The 22,922-nt window shown below is 50.9% G+C and carries 19 protein-coding genes; 17 read left to right on the top strand and 2 right to left on the bottom strand.

Annotated features, from left to right (window positions below; genetic code table 11):
• The first annotated feature begins 9 nt into the window (after positions 1-9).
• The 13 genes from NSU01_RS16965 (at position 10) to NSU01_RS17025 (ending at position 17,288) form a co-directional block, all read left to right on the top strand.
• Positions 10-1,137, top strand: coding sequence for an FAD-binding oxidoreductase (locus tag NSU01_RS16965; RefSeq protein WP_076245978.1), 1,128 nt, complete (start codon positions 10-12; stop codon positions 1,135-1,137).
• Positions 1,138-1,279: 142 nt separating this feature from the next.
• Positions 1,280-2,899, top strand: a complete 1,620-nt coding sequence (locus NSU01_RS16970; protein ID WP_076245980.1) for an ABC transporter substrate-binding protein — start codon at positions 1,280-1,282, stop codon at positions 2,897-2,899.
• Positions 2,896-3,885 carry an ABC transporter permease gene (locus NSU01_RS16975; protein ID WP_339303411.1) on the top strand — a complete coding sequence of 330 codons (990 nt, stop codon included), beginning with the start codon at positions 2,896-2,898 and terminating at the stop codon, positions 3,883-3,885. Before NSU01_RS16970 ends, NSU01_RS16975 begins: the two co-directional genes overlap by 4 nt.
• Entirely contained in the window at positions 3,882-4,748 is an 867-nt protein-coding gene (locus NSU01_RS16980) for an ABC transporter permease (RefSeq protein ID WP_076245982.1), read from the top strand. The genes NSU01_RS16975 and NSU01_RS16980 overlap by 4 nt, the downstream gene beginning before the upstream one ends.
• Positions 4,748-5,509 (top strand): ABC transporter ATP-binding protein, encoded by a 762-nt coding sequence (locus tag NSU01_RS16985; RefSeq protein ID WP_042137225.1) that lies wholly within the window; start codon positions 4,748-4,750, stop codon positions 5,507-5,509. The genes NSU01_RS16980 and NSU01_RS16985 overlap by 1 nt, the downstream gene beginning before the upstream one ends.
• Positions 5,509-6,258 carry an ATP-binding cassette domain-containing protein gene (locus tag NSU01_RS16990; RefSeq protein WP_076245984.1) on the top strand — a complete coding sequence of 250 codons (750 nt, stop codon included), beginning with the start codon at positions 5,509-5,511 and terminating at the stop codon, positions 6,256-6,258. Before NSU01_RS16985 ends, NSU01_RS16990 begins: the two co-directional genes overlap by 1 nt.
• A gap of 23 nt (positions 6,259-6,281) precedes the next feature.
• A complete protein-coding gene (locus tag NSU01_RS16995; RefSeq protein ID WP_076245987.1) occupies positions 6,282-7,346 on the top strand; it encodes an aminotransferase class V-fold PLP-dependent enzyme in 1,065 nt (354 codons plus the stop codon).
• Positions 7,343-8,494, top strand: a complete 1,152-nt coding sequence (locus tag NSU01_RS17000) for an amidohydrolase family protein (RefSeq protein WP_076245989.1) — start codon at positions 7,343-7,345, stop codon at positions 8,492-8,494. Before NSU01_RS16995 ends, NSU01_RS17000 begins: the two co-directional genes overlap by 4 nt.
• Before the next feature lie 245 nt (positions 8,495-8,739).
• Positions 8,740-9,987 (top strand): SpoIID/LytB domain-containing protein, encoded by a 1,248-nt coding sequence (locus NSU01_RS17005; protein WP_076245991.1) that lies wholly within the window; start codon positions 8,740-8,742, stop codon positions 9,985-9,987.
• Positions 9,988-10,112: 125 nt separating this feature from the next.
• A complete protein-coding gene (locus tag NSU01_RS17010; RefSeq protein WP_076245994.1) occupies positions 10,113-11,312 on the top strand; it encodes a hypothetical protein in 1,200 nt (399 codons plus the stop codon).
• 291 nt (positions 11,313-11,603) lie between these two features.
• The gene (locus NSU01_RS17015) at positions 11,604-12,461 is read left to right on the top strand and encodes a Cof-type HAD-IIB family hydrolase (RefSeq protein WP_076245996.1); all 858 of its coding nucleotides are present in this window, start codon (positions 11,604-11,606) and stop codon (positions 12,459-12,461) included.
• A 359-nt stretch (positions 12,462-12,820) separates the two neighbouring features.
• Complete coding sequence (gene abc-f, locus NSU01_RS17020; protein ID WP_076245998.1) at positions 12,821-14,302, top strand: ABC-F type ribosomal protection protein; 1,482 nt, start codon at positions 12,821-12,823, stop codon at positions 14,300-14,302.
• 172 nt (positions 14,303-14,474) lie between these two features.
• A complete protein-coding gene (locus tag NSU01_RS17025; protein WP_256703949.1) occupies positions 14,475-17,288 on the top strand; it encodes a glycoside hydrolase family 2 TIM barrel-domain containing protein in 2,814 nt (937 codons plus the stop codon).
• Between the two features lie 85 nt (positions 17,289-17,373).
• On the opposite strand, the gene NSU01_RS17030 is transcribed toward NSU01_RS17025, so the two are convergent.
• A complete protein-coding gene (locus NSU01_RS17030) occupies positions 17,374-18,258 on the bottom strand; it encodes a LysR family transcriptional regulator (protein WP_076246003.1) in 885 nt (294 codons plus the stop codon).
• Between the two features lie 117 nt (positions 18,259-18,375).
• Here NSU01_RS17030 and NSU01_RS17035 point away from each other — a divergent pair, with 117 nt between their 5' ends.
• The 4 genes from NSU01_RS17035 to NSU01_RS17050 all read left to right on the top strand — a co-directional run bounded on the left by NSU01_RS17035 (position 18,376) and on the right by NSU01_RS17050 (position 21,902).
• Positions 18,376-19,170 (top strand): SDR family oxidoreductase, encoded by a 795-nt coding sequence (locus NSU01_RS17035; RefSeq protein WP_076246006.1) that lies wholly within the window; start codon positions 18,376-18,378, stop codon positions 19,168-19,170.
• 249 nt (positions 19,171-19,419) lie between these two features.
• Positions 19,420-20,127 carry a response regulator transcription factor gene (locus NSU01_RS17040; protein WP_042137244.1) on the top strand — a complete coding sequence of 236 codons (708 nt, stop codon included), beginning with the start codon at positions 19,420-19,422 and terminating at the stop codon, positions 20,125-20,127.
• Entirely contained in the window at positions 20,105-21,526 is a 1,422-nt protein-coding gene (locus NSU01_RS17045; protein WP_076246009.1) for a HAMP domain-containing sensor histidine kinase, read from the top strand. Before NSU01_RS17040 ends, NSU01_RS17045 begins: the two co-directional genes overlap by 23 nt.
• Before the next feature lie 22 nt (positions 21,527-21,548).
• Positions 21,549-21,902 carry an Asp23/Gls24 family envelope stress response protein gene (locus tag NSU01_RS17050; protein WP_039291716.1) on the top strand — a complete coding sequence of 118 codons (354 nt, stop codon included), beginning with the start codon at positions 21,549-21,551 and terminating at the stop codon, positions 21,900-21,902.
• Here NSU01_RS17050 and NSU01_RS17055 read toward each other — a convergent pair.
• Positions 21,897-22,763, bottom strand: coding sequence for a MurR/RpiR family transcriptional regulator (locus NSU01_RS17055; RefSeq protein ID WP_076246011.1), 867 nt, complete (start codon positions 22,761-22,763; stop codon positions 21,897-21,899). The two genes, NSU01_RS17050 and NSU01_RS17055, sit on opposite strands and share 6 nt — an antisense overlap.
• Positions 22,764-22,922 lie beyond the last annotated feature (159 nt).

A 22,922-nucleotide genomic window follows, 5' to 3' on the forward strand; every position in this document is an offset into this window, starting at 1 on the left:
ACATATCTTATGAAGAAAGTCATCGTAATTGGAGCAGGGATTCTCGGGGCTTCTACAGCCTACCAGCTGACAAAAATGGGGGCAGAGGTGCTGATTGTCGACCGTAAAGATCAAGGACAAGCCACGGATGCGGCCGCAGGCATCATCTGTCCCTGGCTGTCACAGAGGCGCAATCAGACCTGGTACCGGCTGGCAAAGGCTGGTGCAAGATATTATCCTCAGCTGATCGCGGAACTTGAGCATGCAGGCGAAACCCATACGGGCTATGCCCGGGTAGGTGCACTTAGTATTCATACGGATGATGGCAAGCTGGATAAAATAGAAGAGCGGGCGCGTCTGCGGCGGGCGGATGCACCGGAAATCGGAGAAATTACGCGGCTTACGGCTGAAGAAACCCGTGAACGGTTCCCGTTGCTTGCCGAAGGGTATGCCTCTGTTCATATCAGCGGGGCTGCCCGGGTAGATGGACGCGCCCTGAGGGATGCGTTACTTCACGCTGCGCAGCAGCAGGGTGCCACCAGAATTGCCGGAGATGCGGCGCTTCAATATGAGCCAGGCCGGGTGACCGGGGTTACTGTAGGTGCAGAGTGTTACCCGGCGGATGAAGTTATTGTGTGCGCAGGCGCCTGGGCGAACCCGCTGCTCCAGCCGCTTGGCATTAATTTCAAAGTCAGCTACCAAAAAGGGCAAATCATGCACTTGCAGGTTTCCGGTCATCAGAATACTGGAGAATGGCCGGTAGTTATCCCGCCAAGTGATCAATATCTGCTCGCTTTTGACCAGCAGCATATTGTAATCGGGGCAACTCATGAGAATGATATAAAAGGATATAATACCAGAGTGACCGCAGGCGGCATGCAGGAGATTCTGAATAAGGGGCTGGAGGTGGCACCTGAACTAGCAAACAGCACTTTGGGTGAAGTGAGGGTAGGATTCCGCCCGTTTACACCAGGCTTCCTTCCGGTCTTAGGTGCTGTCCCTGGATGGAAAGGGCTTCTCGCAGCCAATGGACTGGGAGCTTCCGGACTCACAATGGGCCCGTTTATCGGCAGCCAGCTGGCGAAGCTGGCACTAGGCAGAGAGACCGATATGGATATTAGTGATTATGACCTCCAGGCGGCGTTGGAGAGCAGATGATTACGAATTCATTTCCTGCAATGGAAGGATTAGATTCAATTCTGCTGCTCCATTGAACTTTTGTTTGACAGAAGAAGATGTGTAATCCATAATACAATCCATACTAAACATATATGATTTATAGAGGAAGGGTGGATCACACGTGACCAAGTTAAATGCAAAATTTAGAAAAACGATTGGAATGGGGACACTGACAGTAATGTTTGTAATGCTGCTGGCAGGCTGCTCCGGTTCTAACAACAATGCGGACACCAGTAATGGCGCTCAGGCAAGTGCGAGTCCAGCCGCAACGGAAAGCACAAGCACAGCAGAACCTGCTGCAGGAGGTACTTTTACCTATGGCCGGCCGGCTTCAGTAACCTCGTTTGATCTGCATAACCAGATCACCTCCAATAATGCGTTTGCGATTGATAAAGTGTTTGAATCTTTGGTCGCTTTTGACAGCAAGGGTGAAATTAAGGACTTTCTTGCCCAGTCACACACGATCAGCGAAGATGGCTTAACGTATACCTTCGTATTGCGTGACGGTCTGAAGTTCTCGAACGGAACGCCAGTCACAGCAGAGGATGCCGTGTTCTCCCTGAACCGTCATTTGACGGTTGAAGGTCCGCTGGCGATCTCGGCGACGGTCGAATCCTTCAAGGCACAGGATGACAAGACACTGGTAATTAAGCTGAAAGAACCCTACACACCTTTCATCTCTGAGCTGTCCAACTTCTCCAATGGTATCATCCCGAATAACTTCGGCGGCGTCAGCGAAGAAGAATTCTTCAAGAAGCCGGTAGGCACGGGCCCTTTCGTAGTTGAAACCTGGGACCCTGCTGGTGATGTTACCTTCACCAAGAACACAAACTACTGGCAGGAAGGCAAGCCTTATATCGATAAGCTTGTCTATAAATTGATTGAAGACGACAGTCAGGCGATCAACCAGCTGAAGGCAGGAGAAGTGGATGCAGTAGAAGCGCTGTCCCTTCAGAATGCAGGTGAAATTAAGGACGGCACAGATACTACTGTCGTAACAAACGGCAGCTGGGTGACGGAGCAATTGTTCTTCAACACGCTGGATGAGCATTTTTCCGATGTGCATGTCCGCCGTGCACTGGCGCTGGCGCTGGACCGTGACGGTCTGACCAAAGCATTAACCTTCGGATATGCACAGACCGCCAATTCTTTGCTGCCGACAACGATTCCATACAACGCCAATGATACCCTTAAGTCATTGAACTTCGATGCCGCCGCAGCGAAGGAAGAGCTTGCCAAATCTGCATTCCCTAACGGATTCTCAACCAAGCTGCTGATCGCTTCCGGCAACAGCACAAGAGCCCAGGAAGCACAGATTATTCAGGCAGCAGGCCAGGCCATCGGAATCAAGATTGAGATCGAATCCGTTGAACTTGCCACCTTCCGTGAACGCTTCTTCGCCTATGATTTTGCGGCGATGCTGAACAGCGGTCAAGCCGACTCTCCGGAAGCGAACTCGATCCTGGCGTTCCAGACCGATCCGGAAGGCTTCAGCAAGTCGTACTGGACGCATTACACGAACGATAATGTAACCAAGCTGCTGTATGAGGGTCAAAAAACAGCAGACGGCGATGCCCGCGCAGCCATCTACACCGAGCTGCTGCAGACGCTTGCAGATGAAGTGCCTTACATTCCGCTCTACTACCCGGATATCCTGATTGGTGCCCGTTCTTCGGTGGATGGACTGGTTGTTCTGCCTAACGGCAGTATCCGTCTGGAAGCTGTGCGCTTAAGCAAATGATGAATTCCAGGAAAACCTTAACCGGTGCGCAAGGAAACAATGGTTCTTACAAGTGGCTGGGGATAGCACTTGTAAGAGCCTTAATTGTTATCCTCTGCGTGATGACGGCAGTCTTTTTCCTCATACGTATTGTACCCGGCGATCCTGCCAAAATGATTCTCGGAGAATACAGTACGCCCGAAGCGCTTAAGAATATGCATCACACCCTGGGGCTGGATCTCCCGCTATGGGAACAATTCATCCGGTTTATGAAGACCTTGTTCACGCAAGGGGATACCGGCAACTCCATTATTATGGGCACCTCGGCACGAGAGCTGATTATGCAGCGGGCTCCTGTAACTTTGCTGCTTATCCTGATTGCCTGTGTGCTTGCGATTATTACTGCACTTCTGCTTGCTACTGCCGCAGCCACACATAAGGATAAACTGCTGGATCACCTGATCCGCATCTTTCCTGCGATCACTCTCGGTATGCCAATCTTCTGGGTTGGCATCCTTTTGATTCTGCTCTTTAGTGTCCGGCTGGGCTGGTTCCCTGTCGGGGGAGTAGGCGAAGGCTTCACAGGGACGCTGCGAAGCCTGGCGCTGCCGGCGATAACGGTTGCTTTTTCACAGATTCCTACGCTGGTCCGCTCGCTCAGAGCGCAAATGCTGGAGGTACTTGAATCCGACTTTGTCGTCACGCTGAGAGCAGCGGGCATACCTTCCAGAGTTATTCTGTTTAAGCATGTCCTGCGCAACTCTGCGCTGCCGACACTGATGCTGCTGGGAGTCAACATCTCTTATCTCATCGGGGGTACGCTTGTCGTCGAGCAGGTATTCGGCATCAAAGGGATTGGCAGCCTGCTGTTCACTTCAATTTCGAATCGGGATTTCCCTGTCATCCAAGGAATAGCCCTTTATTGCGCGCTATCTGTAGTGATCATCAGTCTGCTGATTGAAATCATCTCCTGGTGGCTGGATCCCAGAACGAAGGGGAAACAATGACAACTACAACGCCAGATATACAATTGCCAGAGGGCAAGAAGCAAGTAAAAGGGCTGAGACGGATATGGAATACCCCATCCCTGCTGATCGGAATCATTATGTTTGCAGTGCTTATTCTGCTGGCTCTGTTCATCCCTTACTTAAGTCCGTATCATCCGACGGAGCAGAATTTGAGCGCCTTCCTGCAGCCGCCGTCTTCCACCCACTGGCTGGGTACCGATCAGCTGGGGCGTGATTTGTTTACCAGACTGATCTATGCAGCGCGGACGGATCTGACTATCATGGTTCTGGCCGAGATCATTCCGTTCTGTACCGGTATCTTACTGGGAATGCTGTCAGGGTATTACGGCAAGTGGACCGATAGAATTATTGCACTGATTACAGATACATTTATCGCTTTCCCGTTCTATCTGATCGTAATTATTGTGGCCTTCGCCAGCGGTGCCGGGGAGCGGGGGATTTATATCACTTTCATTCTCGTGGGCTGGATTGTATTCGCCCGTGTGGTCAGAGGTCTTAGCGCATCCTTCCGGGAACAGGAATGGGTGGCTTCTGCCCAGACCCTGGGACTGCCCGGCAGCCGCATTATTCTGCGCCATCTCCTGCCTAATGTATTGCCGCAAGCCGTTGTCGTGCTGATGACGGATATGGTCGGACTGCTTGTAGCCATTGTTACACTGGGTTATCTGGGTATCGGTATCGCACCGCCTACACCGGACTGGGGGACAATGATCTCAGACGGACAACCCTTCATTACCACCGCCTGGTGGCTGTCAGCAGTTCCGGGATTCGCCGTGGTGTATACGGGGATTGCATTGTCTCTGTTAGGGGATGGCCTGGCCGATATTTGGAGGAAAAAATAATGTCAACTGAACCTGTGCTCGAAATAGAATCACTGACACTTGCAGCCAAGTCGAAAGAAATTCTCGTCAATAATATCAGCTTCTCGCTTGCACGCGGGGAGAGTCTCGGGCTGGTAGGAGAATCAGGCTCGGGCAAGTCGCTTACGCTGCGTGCAATACTCGGCCTCCTTCCACGAGGGGTGGAGCAGACTGGAGGGAGCGTCCGGAGTAAGGTAAGCAGTGCGATGGTATTCCAGGACCCGAGAGGTGCCCTGGACCCGCTCTGTCCGGTTGTGAAGCAGCTGGCAGAAGTTGTGTATTACAGACAACAAGTCAGCCGGAGAGCTGCACGGACGATTGCGCTGGAGTTGCTTGAAAGACTGGGTCTTCCGGATTCTTTGAGAAAAAAGGACCGCTATCCCAGCCAGCTGTCAGGCGGCCAGTGTCAGCGTGTTGTTATCGCATTGGCTCTTGCCTGTAAGCCCGGCATTCTGCTCTGCGATGAGCCGACAACCGCCCTGGACGTCACCGTTCAGCGGCAGATCATCGACACGATCACCAGTCTGCAGCGTGAGCTGGGCTTCGCCATGGTCTTCGTTACACACAATCTGGCAATTGCCGCTAACCTCTGCTCCAGATTGTATGTCATGAAGCAGGGGCAGATTGTCGAGCACGGTGAGACGCTTAGTCTATTGCAGCATCCGGCTGATCCCTATACGCAGATGCTGATCGATTCGGTGCTTCCGTTGCCGGAGCTTGAGCTTGAAGGGAGCGGACAATAATGGATTTAGCTTTGCAGGTGCGGGATTTAACGTTCCGTTACGGCGGATTCACCGCGCTCGACCACATTCAACTGGATTTGGAGCAGCATACGACGCTGGGACTTGTCGGAGAGTCCGGTTCAGGAAAGTCTACGCTGGCTCGGGTCATTGCCGGGCTGATCGCTCCGGATGAGGGGCAGATTCTGCTGGGTTCCCAGGAATTGCGCAAGAAGAGAAGCAGGGAGCAGCATAAGAAGATTCAGATGATCTTTCAGAATCCGGATGCCTCGCTGAATCCCAAGCATTCTATCCGGCAGATTCTGTCTGAAGCCCTGCTGTTTCACAGGATTGTCGACCGTTCCCAAGTGGAGACAAGAAGTAAAGAGCTGCTTGGCCGGGTGCAGCTGGAAGCCAGGTCCCTGGACAAATATCCGCATGAATTCTCCGGCGGCCAGCGCCAACGGATTGCCATTGCACGCGCTCTAAGTGTGGAGCCGAGCCTGTTGATCGCCGATGAGCCGACAAGTGCACTCGATGTATCCGTGCAGCGGAGCGTATTGGAACTGTTCCACACGCTCAAGGCTGAGCTTAATCTTACCGTGTTATTCATTTCTCACGATCTCGGGGTTATTCATGCGGTCAGCGATACCGTTGCCGTCATGCGGCAGGGGAAGCTGGTAGAGATCAATACCAAGGATCAGTTCTTCATCCGTCCGGAGCATGAATATAGCCGCGAGCTGTTATCGGCGGTTCCGAAGATGCCACAATGACACAATTACATCAGGAGGTCTATATGAACCGAGAAGCACAAGGATTTGTCCCGCTGTCCCTGTCAGAGTTCAAAACATTAACAGGACAGCTCTCTGATCTCTTATCCACCCAGTACCCTCCGGTGATCATTCCGGGGGAAGCCATATTGGGCATTGAAGCGGTAGCTGCAGGAATTGCTGCACCCGGCCGGACCATTCTAAATGTAGTGACTGGACCTTACGGCAGTTTGTTTGGACAATGGCTGGAGCGCGGTGGAGCGACGGTGATTGAAGTGAAAGTTTCATTTGATGAAGTCATTACTGTGGAAGAGGTGGCGTCTGCGGTTGAGCGGTTCCATCCGGTTGCTATTTCTTTCGTACAGGCAGAAGTAGTTACAGGCGGCTCTAATCCTGCGAAGGAAATCTTCGGGCTTGCACGCAAGCATAATCTTATTACGGTAACGGATTCCGTATCAGCAGTAGGCGGAGAGGCTCTGTTAGTCGATGAGTGGTCCGTGGACTTTGCCGTAATGGGTGCGCAAAAAGCACTCGCCGGACCTAACGGCGTCAGCGCAGTCAGCATTTCACCACGCGGCTGGGCATTCCTGGAGTCGAATGAAAGAGCGCCCCGCAATTCCATTCTATCCTTGCTCGATCTGAAGCCGGCACCGGACGGCACGCCGCCGCTTCGCGTCCCGCCAAATATTCCAACACTGGAGGCCAGAGCTCTGATCGTAGCCTTGACGACTGTTGCCGATGAGGGACTGGTTCAAGTGATTAAGCGCCATAAAATTGCAGCAGCTTCTGCCATAGCGGGGATCACAGCTCTGGGTCTTGAACCCTGGCAGAAGAATAGCCGGCATTATTCCACATTGACGACCACGGTTCGAGTGAACGGGGAGCAGAAGCTGCTGATCAAGCAGCCTATCGGCATCGTGGCTCCCGGAGACGGCGAATTATCCGGCCAGCTGCTGCGGATTAACCATTTCGGGGCAAATGCCAACCGGGAAGGTGTTGAAGGCGCAGTGCGGACGCTTGCCGGATTACTGAAGCAGGATGCAGAGCAGGCAGTACAAGCTGCCCGTCAGGTTTGGGGTGAAGCCCTATGATTCTCAAGCATCCGCAATTCCAGGCGTACAGCAGTATCCATATCGCAGGTATCGAAGGCAAACCGTTCGATATTGAAATTCAGAATGGCCGGTTCACTTCTGTTAAGGAAGCAGAACCGCGCCATGTACAGGCGGAACAACCTCAGCAGAAGCTATGGATCAGTCCGGGTATCATTGATCTGCATACACATCTGGCCTGGACAGATTTCGATCATGCCGACCAGCTGAACCGGGACAGCCGGGAGGTTGAAGTGATGCAGGCAGAGGCCTTCGCAGCCACCTTACGGACTGGCGTAACTACTGCGCGTGATGCCGGCGGCATTCTGCCAAGCACCATCCGTCATCTCGTGAAGTATTATCAGCAGCCGCTCCGGGTGCAGACCAGCAGTGAAATGCTGGGCGCAGCGGATGCCAAGGGGGTTAAGCATCTGGAGGGCCGTCTGGCAGAAATCTACGCCACCGGAGCAGGCTGGATCAAAATCATGGCAACAGGCGGTCTAGGCGCACCTACCGAGAAGGTAACGGAGCCGAACTTCTCTGAGGAAGAGTTCGCCTTCATCGTCCGTCATGCACACGCGAACCGGAAGAAGGTTCTGGTACATACCTGGGGCGGCATGACGATTGACTGGTCCATCCAGGCCGGAGTGGAGTCCATTGAGCATGGGATGTTCCTGACCTGGGATCAGGCGGGCCGACTGGCCGAGTCCGGCGTAGCCTTCGTGCCGACAACTTCGATCTACCGGATCGCAGCTGACCCCAAAGGTGTACTGGCGCTGAGTCCGGTCATCTGTGAACGGGCCGCCCGTGCAGCCGATGCTCATGCCGCGGCCATTGGATATGCCAAGCGGGCGGGAATACGTCTTGGATTCGGTACAGATTATGCTACTCCTTCACTGCATGGCTACAACCTGCAGGAATTCGATACGCTGTTCGATTACGGCCTGAACCGGGCAGAAGCATGGAAGTCCGCTACGCAAGACGCAGCAGAGATCCTTGGAAGCGGTCATGAGCTGGGGAGGATTGCCGAGGGCTACATTGCCGATGCGGTCATTTATGCTGCCGATCCCTATCAGGCACAGAATGCAGATCAGCTGCGGAAGAGCATCATCTCGGTGGTTACCGGGGCGGATGAAGCGGGATTAATATAATTATTGAACAAGTAATAGTCGCTCCTTACTGAAATGGCAGGTGGTATTCCATTTCAATAAGGGCGATTTTTTTGTGCTTTCATATCAGATTTGATTAATACATTTTTGTGAATATAAATCATTTATGGATACAAAAAAGTCGGGAAGCGGATATTATTCAAGGCGACTTGGCGGCGGTGTACCTGCAATTATCAGCTTCGTCCCAGGCCGTACGAATTGGCAAGTTGAAGGAGGAACAAGTTCGAATGTTACGCAAATTCATGTCGATATTGCTGCTGGTATCCTTGGTCAGTCCCCACCTGGTGGCGCCTGTCCAGGCAGCACCAACGAATCCTGTTGATCCCGTACTGGCCAAACAGGCAATGAATGTTTATGTGACCATTCTAAAGAGAAAGCAACAGAAGATTTTTAACCGGGAAGTTGTAAAGAGTGCCAAAGTGCTTAAGGTAATGGAGATACCCAAAGATCAACTTAAAGCGGTGAAGGAAGCCAGCTACCTGAACAATAAAAAATACAGATTTGTATATGCCGCTATCGAATATGACATGGAGCGGGAAAGCAAGTACATGCTGAACGGCATCAACTTCATGCTGGCGGTCATTCAACCGCTCGGTAGAGAATGGGAGGTCGTCGGAGATGAGTACGAGATTGCCCCGGTTCCCTATTTTCTTGAGAACGGCATAGGCTTCGGGAAGAGTATTAACAATGAGGAGGACCGGAGGATAGCCGCAGCCGAAATCCAAATGGCATCAATCCTGAAGAAGCACCAGGATGGCATCTACGTGGATTATGAGGGTAAGACTGTGCCGGATTACAGCATGCATAATATAGCCACCCCCAGTCAACTAAAAGAAGAGATGTCCGGCAGCGCAGCAGCCTTTGGCGCATTATCCGAAGAGTCCCCAGGGGAGATTAATGCCAGTTACAAACGTCCCCGCTATATTCGGGTTATCATGAAGGATGAGCGGAATTTGAAGTATTACGGCTGCGCCGGGGATGACCAATGCGTCAAGGTTCTTGATTTCCTGGATTACTGCAAGCATGTGCTTCCCAACGAATGGGATGAGCATGCACCTGATGAATCGTTAAAGACAGGGGCTATGGCAGTGAAAATGTATGCATGGTACAAGGTGGCTGTCACTCCTTCAGCCCAGGTTGGAGAAGCCGATGTATATGACAGTACGAGGGATCAAAAATTCTTGGCTGATTTGTCGACGATTGGAAAGAAGCCGGAGGATATTGCCCATATGCAAAGCATGTTTCATGTGGATGACATAGCCGGTGCCGGATTCAAGGATAATATGGGGAATCTGATTCTTGCGGAGTATCGTGCAGAGAGCTCTGGTAAGGCAAGTGGATTAGTGTCACAGAAGTACTCTACCAATTTGGCCAAGCAGGGAATGCATTTCGATGAGATTCTGCGTTATTACTTCGACAAATCACCCAAGACTATGGACAAGGGAACCATCAATTTTTTCCATTACACCCGATAATGAATGGTGAAGGAGTATAGACTATTATGAAACGAATCAGTTTGTGTATGATGATAGTGTTCTTGATGGTGTGTTCAATACCGGCCGGTATACCTGGCGCCTATCTCACTCAAGGAGCGGCAGCCGTGGGAATGGAAGAACCGGCTGACCCGAATATTCTGACTGAGGATATGATGAAGAATCTTATAGCTAAGCATATCCAGAGCTTCGAGCAAGAAGCATGGGAAAGCGGCGGAGAGCGGACGATGCTCTCCTTCAATGTCAAGGCGGTGAAGCCGATTGATGTTGAAATGGCGCGGAATTTCCTCACGGTGGCGCCCTATGAATTGTCCGGAATGCCTTTCTTAGTGGCATATGCAGCTGTGGAATATAACCTGAAGCAAGAGAGCGAGCAAGGCCTGAACGGCTTGAACTTCCGGATAATCATATTCACGAAGCCGAATGGCGGCTGGAAGATCGCTTCCTATTCCATAGCCCCTGTAACCCAAATTGTGGGCACCCCCTATGCGTTTCAAATTCCCGAAGAAACCCGAATGGTGGAGATTGAAAAGAAGCGGCGGGAGGGAATCCTTGAGAATTATGCAGGTAAGGTAATCGGTTATGTGAACCGTGCTTCAGAGGATCAACTCAAACAAGAGATGACAGGCGGCAATCCGTCGCTGCGGTTGAAGAAATCCGCTTGGCAGAACCGGCTTCCAGACGCGGTTAACCCGTATTACCCACGGCCCGCCAAGATTGCTGTCCACATGAAACTCAAAGAGAACAAGGACTTCTATCCGGGATGTGCGGATGCGCAGGTCTGCATACAGGAGATTGACTTCCTGGAGTACCTGGAAAAGTCATTCCCCCATGTCTGGAAAGGCGATATGAATACTGAAGCCATTAAGGCCGGAGCCCTCGCCTGGAAAATGCGGGCCTGGTACGCCGTGTCCGTCAATCCTCTGACTAAGCAGCCGTCAGCAAGAGTGGATGATACGGATGAACAGGGCAACATCATCTTTTACGCGGATTATAAGCCGAAGAATGACGAGGAGAAGCAGCGGATCGCGAGGCTTGAAGAAGTCTTCCATTCGCCGGGTGTAGCAGGGGTAGGCTTCAAGGACGGCATCTCGGAAGGATTGTTCCTGCCCGGATTTGCCCAGAGCTCCGGTTATGCAGCAGGAGACACAGCTAAGACAGCTGCATCCGGTATATTTTATATGGCGGATACGAAGGAACTGGTCAAGAAGAAGAATGCGGCTCAGCTGATCCAGCATTATTTCAAAGGATCTCCGCAAATGACCAATACTGCATCGGTTACTTTTTTCCGCTATACCGCAGAATAGAACCGGTAGAAGTAGCAAGGGGCATTAACAAAGGGTATTAGCAAAGGCAGGCTGTTGGAGGCGAACTCCTTCAGCCCGCCTTTTTTAGGCTTTTTAGCCGGAGTTAACAACCCTGTCTCCCGGGTAGCTTTAATAAGGAGGCTGGTGGCACCGTTTTCCAAGTGTCTTCCTAGCGGCTAACCGGAGCATCAAGGAATGTTAGTGTATAAATCCCCCAAAAAGTTCTTGACATGTAATGCGTTTCACAAATTATATTGCAGAGGCAGGATACAAAAGGGGAGGCACAACAATATGAGTCAGAACAGCAGAAAAATAGTCTTCATCGACATTGACGGAACACTTCTCACAGAGAATGGAATCATACCGGAATCGGCGCAGCAGGCGTGCAGACAGGCGAGGGAGAACGGGCATTTGCTCTACCTGTGTACCGGCCGCTCGAAGGCTGAGATCTATGACTCCATCTGGAATATTGGCTTCGACGGCTTGATTGGAGCCGCAGGCGGGTATGTAGAGAACGGCAATGAAATGCTTTATCACAAAAAAGTAACCCCGGAAGATGCCAAACATCTGATCGATTATTTCCACGCCAATGAGGTGGATTTCATTCTGGAGTCCAACACTGCCCTATACGGAAGCCGGAATTTACAGCCGCATCTGGAACGCAGAATTTATGGTGATCTGCTGAATGATCCTGCAGCGCAGGAGAGAAAACGGCTGTCCCCGCATCCTTATATCGCAACACTCACCTATGGGAACGAAGAATTATATTTGGATGATGTCAACAAAATTTGTTTTCTGGAGAGCAGTCTGCCCTTTCATCAGATCCGGGAGGCATTAGAAGGAAGGTTCACAGCACTCCAGAGTTCTATCCCCCTGTTTGGAGAGAACAGCGGGGAGCTGATGATTCCGGGTGTCCACAAGGCTTCGGCTATTGCCGATGTACTGAAACATCTGGATATCCCCCGTGAAGACAGTATGGCGCTCGGCGATGGGCTTAATGATCTGGAGATGCTGGACTATGTCCAGGTGGGGGTTGCTATGGGTAATGCCAGAGAGCAGCTCAAAGAGATTGCCGATGATATCACCGACCACATTGAGGAAGACGGACTGTATAACTGTTTCCTGAAATACGGCCTGATCTCAGCTTAAATAGACACTGTATGCATACGGACCGGGTTGATATCCAATAAAGCACATGGTAAAATGCACTTAATTAAACGATTGGAGTTGAATAGTATAGTGTAGGATTCTCTTGCGGTATTAAACAATAAAACAGCTTTATAGTACATGATCTTAAGAATGGCTACATTTTCATTCATAAGTTCATCTTATAAGGGCGTTATTTCGTGCGCGCGTTTTATTCTTTATATGCAAGAAGGGTCTGCATCTTTTCACTCAATCAATATATCCTTATTCAAGTCCGTCAGGGCTGAATTTGCTGTATTTATTTGAGCTGTAAGAAGATAACCTTCTTGCAGCTTTTATTATTTTATACAGGAGGATATTGTATGTCATTAATCAATGTGAGCAATCTGACGTTTGCCTATGAGGGCACTTACGATAATATTTTTGAGCAGGTGAATTTCCAGCTGGATACCGATTGGAAACTGGGCTTTACCGGGCGCAACGGCCGGGGCAAAACCACCTTCCTGAACCTGCTGCTCGGCAAATATGAATACAGCGGGACGATATCCGCACAAGTAAGCTTTGAATACTTCCCGTTTCCGGTTGCGGACACCACAAGTCAGACCCTGGATGTAATCAGTGAAATTGACCCGGAATATGTTCACTGGAAATTGATGCGGGAGCTGAACCTGCTGAAGGTGGCGGAGGATGTGCTGTACCGGCCCTTCAATTCATTGTCGAACGGGGAGCAGACGAAGGTGCTGCTGGCAGCCCTTTTCATCAAGGAGAATAGCTTCCTGCTCATTGATGAACCCACCAACCATCTGGATATGAAGGCTCGTAAACTAGTCAGTGACTATCTCAGTACGAAGAGCGGCTATATTCTGGTCTCCCATGACAGATCCTTCTTAGACAACTGTGTAGACCATATCCTATCGATCAACAAGACCAACATTGAGATCCAGAAGGGGAACTTCAGCAGCTGGTGGGAGAATAAGACGAGGCAGGATAACTTCGAGCTGGCGGAAGACGAGAAGCTGCGGCGGGACATTAAGCGGTTATCGGCTTCCTCCAAACGGACGGGCGGCTGGGCTCATGAGGTCGAGAAGTCCAAGAACGGCACCCGGAACTCCGGCTCCAAATTAGATAAGGGCTATGTCGGCCACAAGGCTGCAAAAATGATGAAACGCTCGAAATCGATCCAGCAGCGGCAGGAATCTGCGATCACCGATAAATCCAAGCTGCTGCGGAACATTGAAAGCTCGGACAGTCTGGAAATATCACAGCTTCCGTATCATAAGCAACAGCTGGCCGAACTGGATGAGGTTTCAGTCTTTTACGGGGACAAAAGTGTTTGTTCAGAGGTGAGCTTCACGATTGAGCAGGGCGACCGGATTGCACTCACCGGCAGCAACGGCTCCGGGAAATCGAGTATTCTCAAGTTGATCTGCGGGGAGGAGATTCATCATACTGGTGTCATACGGAAGGACAGCCAGCTTGCCATCTCTTATGTATCCCAGGACACCTCGCATCTGCAGGGCAGTCTGAGTGAATATGCCAGAGAGCACGGGATCGATGAAAGTCTGTTCAAATCGATTCTGCGCAAGCTTGATTTCTCGCGGATCCAATTCGAGAAGGATCTGTCCACTTACAGCGGCGGCCAAAAGAAGAAAGTACTGATTGCCCGCAGCCTCAGTGAGAAGGTGCATCTGCATATCTGGGATGAACCGCTTAACTTCATTGACGTGATCTCCCGGATGCAGATTGAAGAGCTGCTGATGGAACATACGCCGACAATCCTGTTTGTGGAGCATGACCGGGAATTCTGCGCGAATATTGCTACCAAGATCGTAGCTATGGATTAAGATGACAAGCCTCTGCGAGCGGCAGGGGCTTTTTTTCTGCGTGTAAATGGAGTGTGAATGCATTCCGGAAGGTAGGACTGTAATATTTGGCGTAATATGCTAAGCTTATTCAGGAAGAATAGCAAGCAGCCTGCACTATAGAACAGAAGCTTAGAGATTACCACGATTAGGAGTGAGGATTTTGCAGACAAAGATCAGCCTCGAAGGCGAATGGAAGTTGCAGTTAGATGAGAGTAAGCAAGGACTCGTATTACCTTACACAGATGTAATCACACTGCCGGGAACAACCTCCCATGCCCGCAAAGGACCGAAGAATGAGGAGTTTCTGGTAAGCGCTCTAACGGATGAATATCTGTTCGAAGGATCCGTCTGGTACTCCAGGGAGATTGACATTCCAGAGGAGCTGGCCGGCAAGAGCAGTTATCTATATTTGGAACGTACACGGCTTACAACGCTGTGGGTGGACGGGCAGGAGATTGGCAGCCGTGACAGTCTGAACACCGCCCATGTATACGAGCTCCCGCAGCTGTTGCCGGGAACGCATACAATCACGATCCGCGTAGATAACACGGGTTACCCGACCAAAGGCGGACATCTGACTTCGCCGGATACCCAGACGAACTGGAACGGAATTACCGGCCGTATGGAGCTGCAATTCTACGGAGAGTCACAGCTTAGCGGCATCCGCCTGGATTCGGAGCTGGCTGCACGTTCCGTCCGCATCACAGCAACTCTGGAGAGTAAGAGCGAGACTACTCTTGTGGTATCTGCCAAGAGCTTCAATAGTGAGGATTCACACATGGTAGAAGAGCAGGAGTACATAGTATCACCAGGTAAGTTCTCAGTAGACTATGCACTCGGTCAAGAGGCGCTGCTCTGGAGTGAATCCGCTCCCAATCTATATAATATCCTCCTGGTTCTGAAGGATAGCGAAGGCAATGCCATCGACCGGCAGGAGGTTATCTTCGGACTGAAGGAATTCCGGGCAGAAGGCGACAAGTTCACGATTAACGGGGAGAAGACTTTCCTCCGCGGCAAACATGACGGACTGATCTTCCCGCTGACCGGCTATGCTCCTACAGATGTTGAAGAATGGGTTAGAATTCTTGGCATCGCCAAGTCTTACGGGATCAATCATTACCGTTTCCATACCTGCTGTCCGCCGGAGGCTGCTTTTACCGCTGCAGATAAGCTTGGGATCTACATGCAGCCGGAGCTTCCGTTCTGGGGTACGATTACGGTAGAAACGGACGAAGGGCATGATCAGGCAGAGCAGGATTACCTGATCAGCGAAGGCTATGCCATTCTGCGGGACTTTGGCAATCATCCATCCTTCGTAATGATGTCTCTCGGCAACGAGCTGTGGGGCAGCAAAGAGAAGATTGATTCCTTCCTGAAGGACTACAAAGCGTTCGATGACCGGCCTTTATACACCCAAGGCTCCAATAACCACCAATGGGTACCGGAGGTTCTGGAGCATGACGACTTCTTCAGCGGGGTGCGTTTTACCCGCGACCGCCTGTTCAGAGGCTCTTATGCAATGTGCGATGCTCCGCTGGGCCATGTCCAGACGGCTGTGCCAGGCACGATGAAGGATTATGACGACCAGATCGTTCCTCCGGACTTCCTGAATGGAGGAGGACAGGCTGCTGCTGCCGGCGGCGAGATCCAGATCCAGTATGGCACCGAAGCCAAAACGGTGCAGGCTGGCGGAGAATCCGGCGAATGGATTCCGCAGGTTCCGGTAGTCTCGCATGAGATCGGACAATACGCTACATTCCCTAATTTCGAAGAAATTACGAAATACACGGGTTCGATCAAAGCTGAGAACTTTGTGATTTTCCGTGAACGGCTGGAGAGTAAGGGACTGGGTCATCTGGCATCGAAATACTTTGAAGCCTCCGGCCAGCTTGCGGTAGCCTGTTATAAGGAAGAACTTGAGGCTGCCTTCCGCTCGCGGCGGCTGGCCGGCTTCCAGCTGCTGGACCTGCAGGATTTCAGCGGTCAGGGAACTGCGCTGGTTGGCGTGCTTGATGCCTTCATGGATTCCAAGGGACTGGTCAGTGCCGAGGAATGGCGTACGTTCTGCAATGATGCGGTGCTGATGGCACGATTCCCTAAGTATAATTATACTGCGGGTGAATTGTTCGCTGCCCATGTGGAGCTTAGCTGCTTCCGCAGCGGTATGCCGGATTCCGCTCAGCTGCTATGGCAGCTTGCAGCAGACGGTAATGTAATTGCTGAAGGATCAACCTTAGCGGCCATTCCGGCCGGAAGCCATTATATCGACATCTGCGATCTGGCGGTAACTCTTCCTGTCGTAGAGCGGATGAGTAAGATCGTATTATCCCTTTCCATCCAGGGAACGGATATCCGCAAGAGCTACGACCTGTGGGTATACCCTGAGCAGAGCAGCAACCCGCTTGAGGACATACATGTATTCACGAAGCTGTCCGAAGAGGCGCTTGCACAGCTGGAGAAGGGAGGAAATGTGCTGCTGATGCCAGAGCCGGAATCCCTGAAGAATGCAATTGAAGGGTATTACTGCACTGATTTCTGGTGTTATCCGATGTTCCGCTCCATCTCGGAGAGCATGAACCGGCCTGTGCCTGTCGGTACGATGGGTCTGCTGATTGATAACAGTCACCCGGTACTTCGTGAGTTCCCGAGTGAGGAGCATTCGACCTATCCATGGTGGAGCATTGTGGAGAATTCGAAATCGCTGATTATGGATGATGCTGACCGCAGCTGGAATCCCGTTGTGCAGACCATTGATAATTTCGAACGTAATCATAAGCTTAGCTTCCTTACGGAGTGCCGTGTAGGCAACGGTAATCTGCTGGTATGTGCACTGGATACAGGCAAGGTGAGCGAGACCCCTGAAGGCAGACAGTTCTTGACCAGCGTGGCTAATTATATGAAGTCTGCTGAATTCAAACCGCAATACCAGGCAACTGTTGCCGAGCTTCAGGTGCTGATTCAATAGCAGTAACGAACGAATAACACAAAGGAGCGATTCTCCATCGGGAGAGCCGCTCCTTTGTGTTATTTTCAGGATTGTAGGACTTCATCTATTCAGACTTCAGTCCTACCTGCTGAATATAATCCAGAAACCGTCTGGAGGCAGGAGACAGGTAACGGTCATGACGCCATTTCAAGCCGACCTCCCATTCCCAGCCCTCTTCCTCAATCGGAATCCAGACCAGGCCGTCCAGCAGCAAGCCCAGTGTCTGCGGCAGTACAGAGACTCCAAGCCCGGCTTTGATGAAGCCGGCTACCGTAATCAGGTCCTCTGCTTCATAGGTCGAGGCCAGCTCGAAATGGGTGTTTTTGAATAGCGAGCTAATCGTAGCTTTGAGTCCGCAGTTCGTTTTCAAGCCGACAAAGGGTTCACCGGACAGCTCAAACAAACTCAGACTGGAGCGTGAAGCAAACCGGTGCTGAGTGGAGACCACAATAAAGATCGGCATGCGCCGGATAATCATCCATTCGTCATCGGTCATTGTGGTTTCTCTGGAAGTAATCAGCATATCTGAAGTGCCGGTCTCCAGAGCTTCATCGATATCCCCGTGATTTCCCTGATACAAATCAAACCGGACCTTGGGGTTGCCCGCCTGATAATCCCGGATCAGTGAAGGCACCAGATCAACACCGAGAATATTCAGATATGAGATGTGTACTACGCCTGTCTCCGCATTCGAACATTCATCAATTTCACGAATACCGTTACCGATGTTCTTCATGGCTTCTTCCACCCATTTACTGAACGTTACCCCATACCGGTTCAACTGAACGCCCCGTCCATTCCGCTCAAATAAAGGAACGCCCAGCTCATTCTCCAGTTTGGAGATGGCATGACTCAGCGCGGGCTGGGTAATTCTAAGCGCTTTGGAGGCCGAAGTCATATGCTCAAGCCGGGCCACAGTCAGGAAATACTCCAATTGCGTTAGCTCCATTTCAGGACCCCTCTTATATTAATATTAGTAATGGATTTAATGAAAATAATAAATTAGACGCATGAGTAAATCAAGCATAAGATTAAAGAATCAAATGATGAAAAGGGGAACCAAACCATGACAATTACTTATGCAAATCCAATGACTGAATATGAAGGCCAAAAAATACTCGTAACAGGCGGAACTAAAGGTATGGGTGAGGCCATCGTAAACCGGTTTAAGGCTGCCGGTGCTACAGTGATGACTACTGCCCGCACACTCCCGTCCGGATTGACAGATGCTGACTTGTTCGTACAAGCAGATCTGTCTGTCAAAGAAGGCGTGGAGAAAGTGATTGCTGCGGTTAAGGAACGTTTCGGCAGCATCGATATCGTAGTGAATAACATTGGCGGCAGTTCTACGCCTCCCGGCGGGTTCCTGGCGGCAAACGATGAGCACTGGATGGATGCGCTGAACTTGAACCTGCTTGCAGCCGTCCGGCTCGACCGGGGTCTGATCCCCTTGATGCTGGAACAGGGTAAGGGCGTAATTATCCACATTTCTTCTATTCAAAGAGTACTGCCGCTGATCGAGTCCACCATTCCCTATGCTGCCGCCAAGGCTGCGTTAAGCAATTACAGTAAAAGCCTCTCCAAAGAATTCTCCCCGCAAGGCATCCGTGTAAACCGCGTAGCTCCGGGATTCATTCAAACGACAGCGGCAGATGCCATGATGGAGAATATCGCCAAGGTTACGGGCAGTGCGGAAAGCGCGCTGCAGTCTGTAATGGATGCGCTGGGCGGGATTCCGCTGGGCCGTCCCGGCTTCCCCGAGGAAGTAGGCGAGCTGGTGGCATTCCTGGCCTCCGACCGTGCAGCTTCCATTACGGGGGCCGAATATGTGATTGACGGAGGAACCGTGCCTACGGTCTAAGCATCAGCCGTACTTGCACTTTCACTGGCAAGAAGGATCGATTCTGCGCTAAAAGATAAAGAACAGCCCTGCAAGCCACTTAATGGCTGCTCCAGGCTGTTCTTTTTGTCTGTTTCAGGATATTATTTCTTAAGATTAGCAGCTTTAATCTTTAGCTTTTCTTTAGATTTGGTTTAGACTGGATTAAGAATGGCAGGCTATAGTTACAGTTAGCGCAGCTTGCATGACTAGATAGAGGGGGATTTCACCATGTATACCATTCTCATAGCGGATGATGAATCGGAGATTGTAGAGCTTCTGCAGCTGTATCTGGAGAAGGAATACAACATTCTGCAAGCACAGAACGGGATTGAGGCGTTGAAGCAGATGCAGAATAACAAGATAGATCTGGCCATTCTGGATATTATGATGCCGGGGATGGACGGGCTGCAGCTGCTGAAGCGGATCCGTGAGCATGAGCATTTCCCGGTGCTGTTCCTGTCAGCCAAGAGCCAGCATCATGATAAAATCCTAGGGCTTGAGCTGGGAGCAGACGATTACATCTCCAAGCCCTTCAATCCGCTGGAGATCGTTGCCCGTGTCGGTGCCCTGCTGCGCCGGGTGCATCAGTTCGATGCCAAGGCTGTAGAAGAAGAGCAGACGAAGGAACAGATTGTGCTCGGACGGTTAACGCTTGACCGGAGCAGCTGTCAGGTTGAGGTGGCCGGCGAACCGGTAGCCCTGACTTCTACAGAGTACAAAATCCTCGAACTGCTGATGGAGCAGCCGGGCCGGGTATTTACGCGCAAGAAGATTTATGAGGCCGTCTGGGAAGACTTCTATGTCTATGAGGACAACAGCATCATGGTGCATATCAGCAATATCCGCGATAAGATCGAGCGCGATTCCAAGAAACCGGAATACCTGAAGACGATCAGGGGATTGGGGTACAAAATTGAAGCACCCGTGGAAAAGTAGAGATAACCGCCCGCTGCAAACGTCGCTGACGATCGACTTTCTGCTGTTCAACTGTATGCTGGTGATGCTTGTACTGGTGGTCTATCTGTTCATCCAGAAGGATATCACTCACGTCATCATGGAGAAGCTGATCCCCGATCCGGATCTGTCGGTCGAAGCCGGAGATTACCGTAACGAGCTGGGCCAGGGACCGGAGAGCGACCGGCTGCTGCAAAGTGGAGGGTGGCTGGAGCTGCTCGATTCGGGCAAGCAGGTCATCCGCGTTATTGGAGAGAAGCAGGATCAGACTATGGGCTATGATGAGAACAGTCTGTTCCAGGGACTTGAGAACCGCAGCGATCAGCCCTATTACTACTCCATTTCTCAAGTGGATAGTGACAGCGGAGTGGCCTGGCTGCTGCTCAAGATTCCCCGCGATGTGGTCAGCGTATCCATTAACAACGAAATGCTGTTGGCCTATCTGAATCATTCGGTGTTCTTTTATGTGTTTGTGGTCAGCGGGCTGATTCTGATGCTGATCTTTGTATATAGCTACTGGGTTTCCAGACGGATCAAGAAGCCCCTGCGGGTTCTAAATCTGGGAATGAACCGTATGATGGAAGGGCACTACAATACACGGATTGCCCTCTATGCGGAGACGGAGTTTCTGCGGATTGGCAATAGCTTCAACTATATGGCGGATGTCATTGAGCGGACTACGGAGGAGAAGCGGCAGGCCGAGAAGAGCAAGCAGCGGCTGATGGTCGATCTGTCACATGATCTGAAGACACCGATTACCAGTATTCAGGGTTATGCACAGGCGCTGATCGAAGGACGGGTTACGGACCCTGAACGGCAGACCAAATACCTGAATTATATTTATACCAAATCCGTACAGGTGACGAAGCTGATTCAGCATATGCTGGACCTGCTCAAGCTGGATTCACCGGATTTCATTCTTCGCGTGGAGCGGCTGGAGCTTGGAGATCAACTGCGGGAGATTATTGCCGACACTTACGGGGAAATTGAGCAAAAAGAGTTCCAGCTGCAGCTGCAGCTGCCTGAAGAGCAGGTGTATGCCCATTATGATCCGGAGCTGTTCGCAAGCGTGATCAACAATCTGATCTCCAATGCGCTGGCCTATAATCCAGAAGGGACACGCATCCGTGTGACGGTCATTCCGGAGGACACGACTGTCCGGATTGAGATTGCAGATAATGGAGTGGGCATTCCCAAGGAGCTCTGGTCCACGATCTTCGATCCGTTTGTGCGGGGGGATGAAGCCCGGACGACAGCAAGCGGTGGGACAGGTCTCGGGTTATCCATTGCCAAAAAGAACGTAGAGAAGATGGGCGGTTCCCTGATGCTTGAGAGCCGGGAAGGGGAGCCGACGGTGTTCATGATCCGGATTCCCAGATAAATAACTTTCAGGAGGAATAATAATGAAGCAGGATACGTTCAAGGGGCTTGTGGAGATTTCTGACCGGGTAATTTCAAGTATAATCCGCTATGCAGTTACCGAAACACCGGGCATTGCCGGAATGTCCGGCAATCCGGTCAGCGGAAATCTGGCCCGGCGACTAAGCGGCAAAATTGGCACAAACGGGTTGTCTGTGGATGTTACGGATGAAGCCGTGGCGATTCAGCTGGATATCATTATTAACTACGGATACAAGATTCCTGAGGTATGCCAGATTCTTAAGGATAACGTCCATCAGGCCGTTGAGCATATGCTGGGTCTGTCTCCGCCTATCGTGAATATCAAGGTCGATAAGCTCGCTTTTCCCAACCTATAGATCTGTCTTCACGTCATCGGTATAGAAATCCTTCACGACCTTCCGGGCAGCCAGCTTGTTCTTCGGGTAGTTGATTCTATAGATGCAGGAATAGATGACATTTAGGACATATTCAAAGGCAATCTGCGAGGAAAAGGTGCCGATCTTGGCATGCTTCACTTCATCTTCAGGCACTTGGATACACAGGGTGCTGAGCTTGGCCAATTCCGTGCCGTGAGCTGCGGTGATGGTGATAAAGGGAATGCTGTTGCGCGTGAGGTACTTTGCCGCCTGCAAATTATTCGCTGATAACCCGTGATAGGTTAAGAAAATGGCACAGTCCTGCTGCGTAAGATTAACCGTATGATATTCCCACTCAGACAGCTCCGTCGCAATCACGGCGTATTTATTGATTTTGATTAATTTATTCTGGAAGCTCTTCGCCCGGATCTCGGAATCGCCCAGCGCATAGATGAAGATCTTGCCGGCCCGTTCAAGGATTTCAGCAGCCCCGGCTAACTGGGCATTCTCCAGAAAAGCAAAATTCTTCTCAATGGTTGCCTTCATTACTTCCGCGATTTCTTTGGCTACCTGAATGGGCGTTTCACCATGCTCAAACGGATAATTGACATCCACATTAGAAATGCTATGGACATCCATCTGGAACTCCCGGGCCAGCTTTAGAATGAATTCCTTATAGCCCGCAAGTCCGAGTTTATGCGTCAGGCGGTTAAGCGCCGAATGCGAGGTATAGGTGGCTTTGGCAAGCTCCTGTATGGACATCGGCAGTATACTTTCCTTATGGGTCAGGATATAGGCAGCAATGCTTCGTTCGTTGGGGGTAAAATTGTTCATTTCCTTTAATTGCAGCAGCAGCTTCATGACTAAGGTTCACCTCAAGAATTGAATTTCTAAGCTATAACAGACCCGGCTCTGAACATAATGTTCAAGGATTTACGCCGGTAAATACATATGAACGGATAATTGTACCGTTATGCCTGCTAAGTCTTCACGGCGGGTCTTTTTTTTCTATAATTAATG

This window comes from Paenibacillus sp. FSL H8-0259 (genome assembly GCF_037963255.1).
GTDB lineage: Bacteria > Bacillota > Bacilli > Paenibacillales > Paenibacillaceae > Paenibacillus_AQ > Paenibacillus_AQ phytohabitans.

What these genes read in the sequence shown, in the direction of transcription:
- NSU01_RS16965 (WP_076245978.1), top strand. Translation starts at nt 10, where the DNA reads ATGAAGAAAGTCATCGTAATTGGAGCAGGGATTCTCGGGGCTTCTACA.
- NSU01_RS16975 (WP_339303411.1), top strand. Translation starts at nt 2,896, where the DNA reads ATGATGAATTCCAGGAAAACCTTAACCGGTGCGCAAGGAAACAATGGT.
- NSU01_RS16980 (WP_076245982.1), top strand. Translation starts at nt 3,882, where the DNA reads ATGACAACTACAACGCCAGATATACAATTGCCAGAGGGCAAGAAGCAA.
- NSU01_RS16985 (WP_042137225.1), top strand. Translation starts at nt 4,748, where the DNA reads ATGTCAACTGAACCTGTGCTCGAAATAGAATCACTGACACTTGCAGCC.
- NSU01_RS16990 (WP_076245984.1), top strand. Translation starts at nt 5,509, where the DNA reads ATGGATTTAGCTTTGCAGGTGCGGGATTTAACGTTCCGTTACGGCGGA.
- NSU01_RS16995 (WP_076245987.1), top strand. Translation starts at nt 6,282, where the DNA reads ATGAACCGAGAAGCACAAGGATTTGTCCCGCTGTCCCTGTCAGAGTTC.
- NSU01_RS17000 (WP_076245989.1), top strand. Translation starts at nt 7,343, where the DNA reads ATGATTCTCAAGCATCCGCAATTCCAGGCGTACAGCAGTATCCATATC.
- NSU01_RS17005 (WP_076245991.1), top strand. Translation starts at nt 8,740, where the DNA reads ATGTTACGCAAATTCATGTCGATATTGCTGCTGGTATCCTTGGTCAGT.
- NSU01_RS17015 (WP_076245996.1), top strand. Translation starts at nt 11,604, where the DNA reads ATGAGTCAGAACAGCAGAAAAATAGTCTTCATCGACATTGACGGAACA.
- abc-f (WP_076245998.1), top strand. Translation starts at nt 12,821, where the DNA reads ATGTCATTAATCAATGTGAGCAATCTGACGTTTGCCTATGAGGGCACT.
- NSU01_RS17030 (WP_076246003.1), bottom strand. Translation starts at nt 18,258, where the DNA reads ATGGAGCTAACGCAATTGGAGTATTTCCTGACTGTGGCCCGGCTTGAG.
- NSU01_RS17035 (WP_076246006.1), top strand. Translation starts at nt 18,376, where the DNA reads ATGACAATTACTTATGCAAATCCAATGACTGAATATGAAGGCCAAAAA.
- NSU01_RS17040 (WP_042137244.1), top strand. Translation starts at nt 19,420, where the DNA reads ATGTATACCATTCTCATAGCGGATGATGAATCGGAGATTGTAGAGCTT.
- NSU01_RS17050 (WP_039291716.1), top strand. Translation starts at nt 21,549, where the DNA reads ATGAAGCAGGATACGTTCAAGGGGCTTGTGGAGATTTCTGACCGGGTA.
- NSU01_RS17055 (WP_076246011.1), bottom strand. Translation starts at nt 22,763, where the DNA reads ATGAAGCTGCTGCTGCAATTAAAGGAAATGAACAATTTTACCCCCAAC.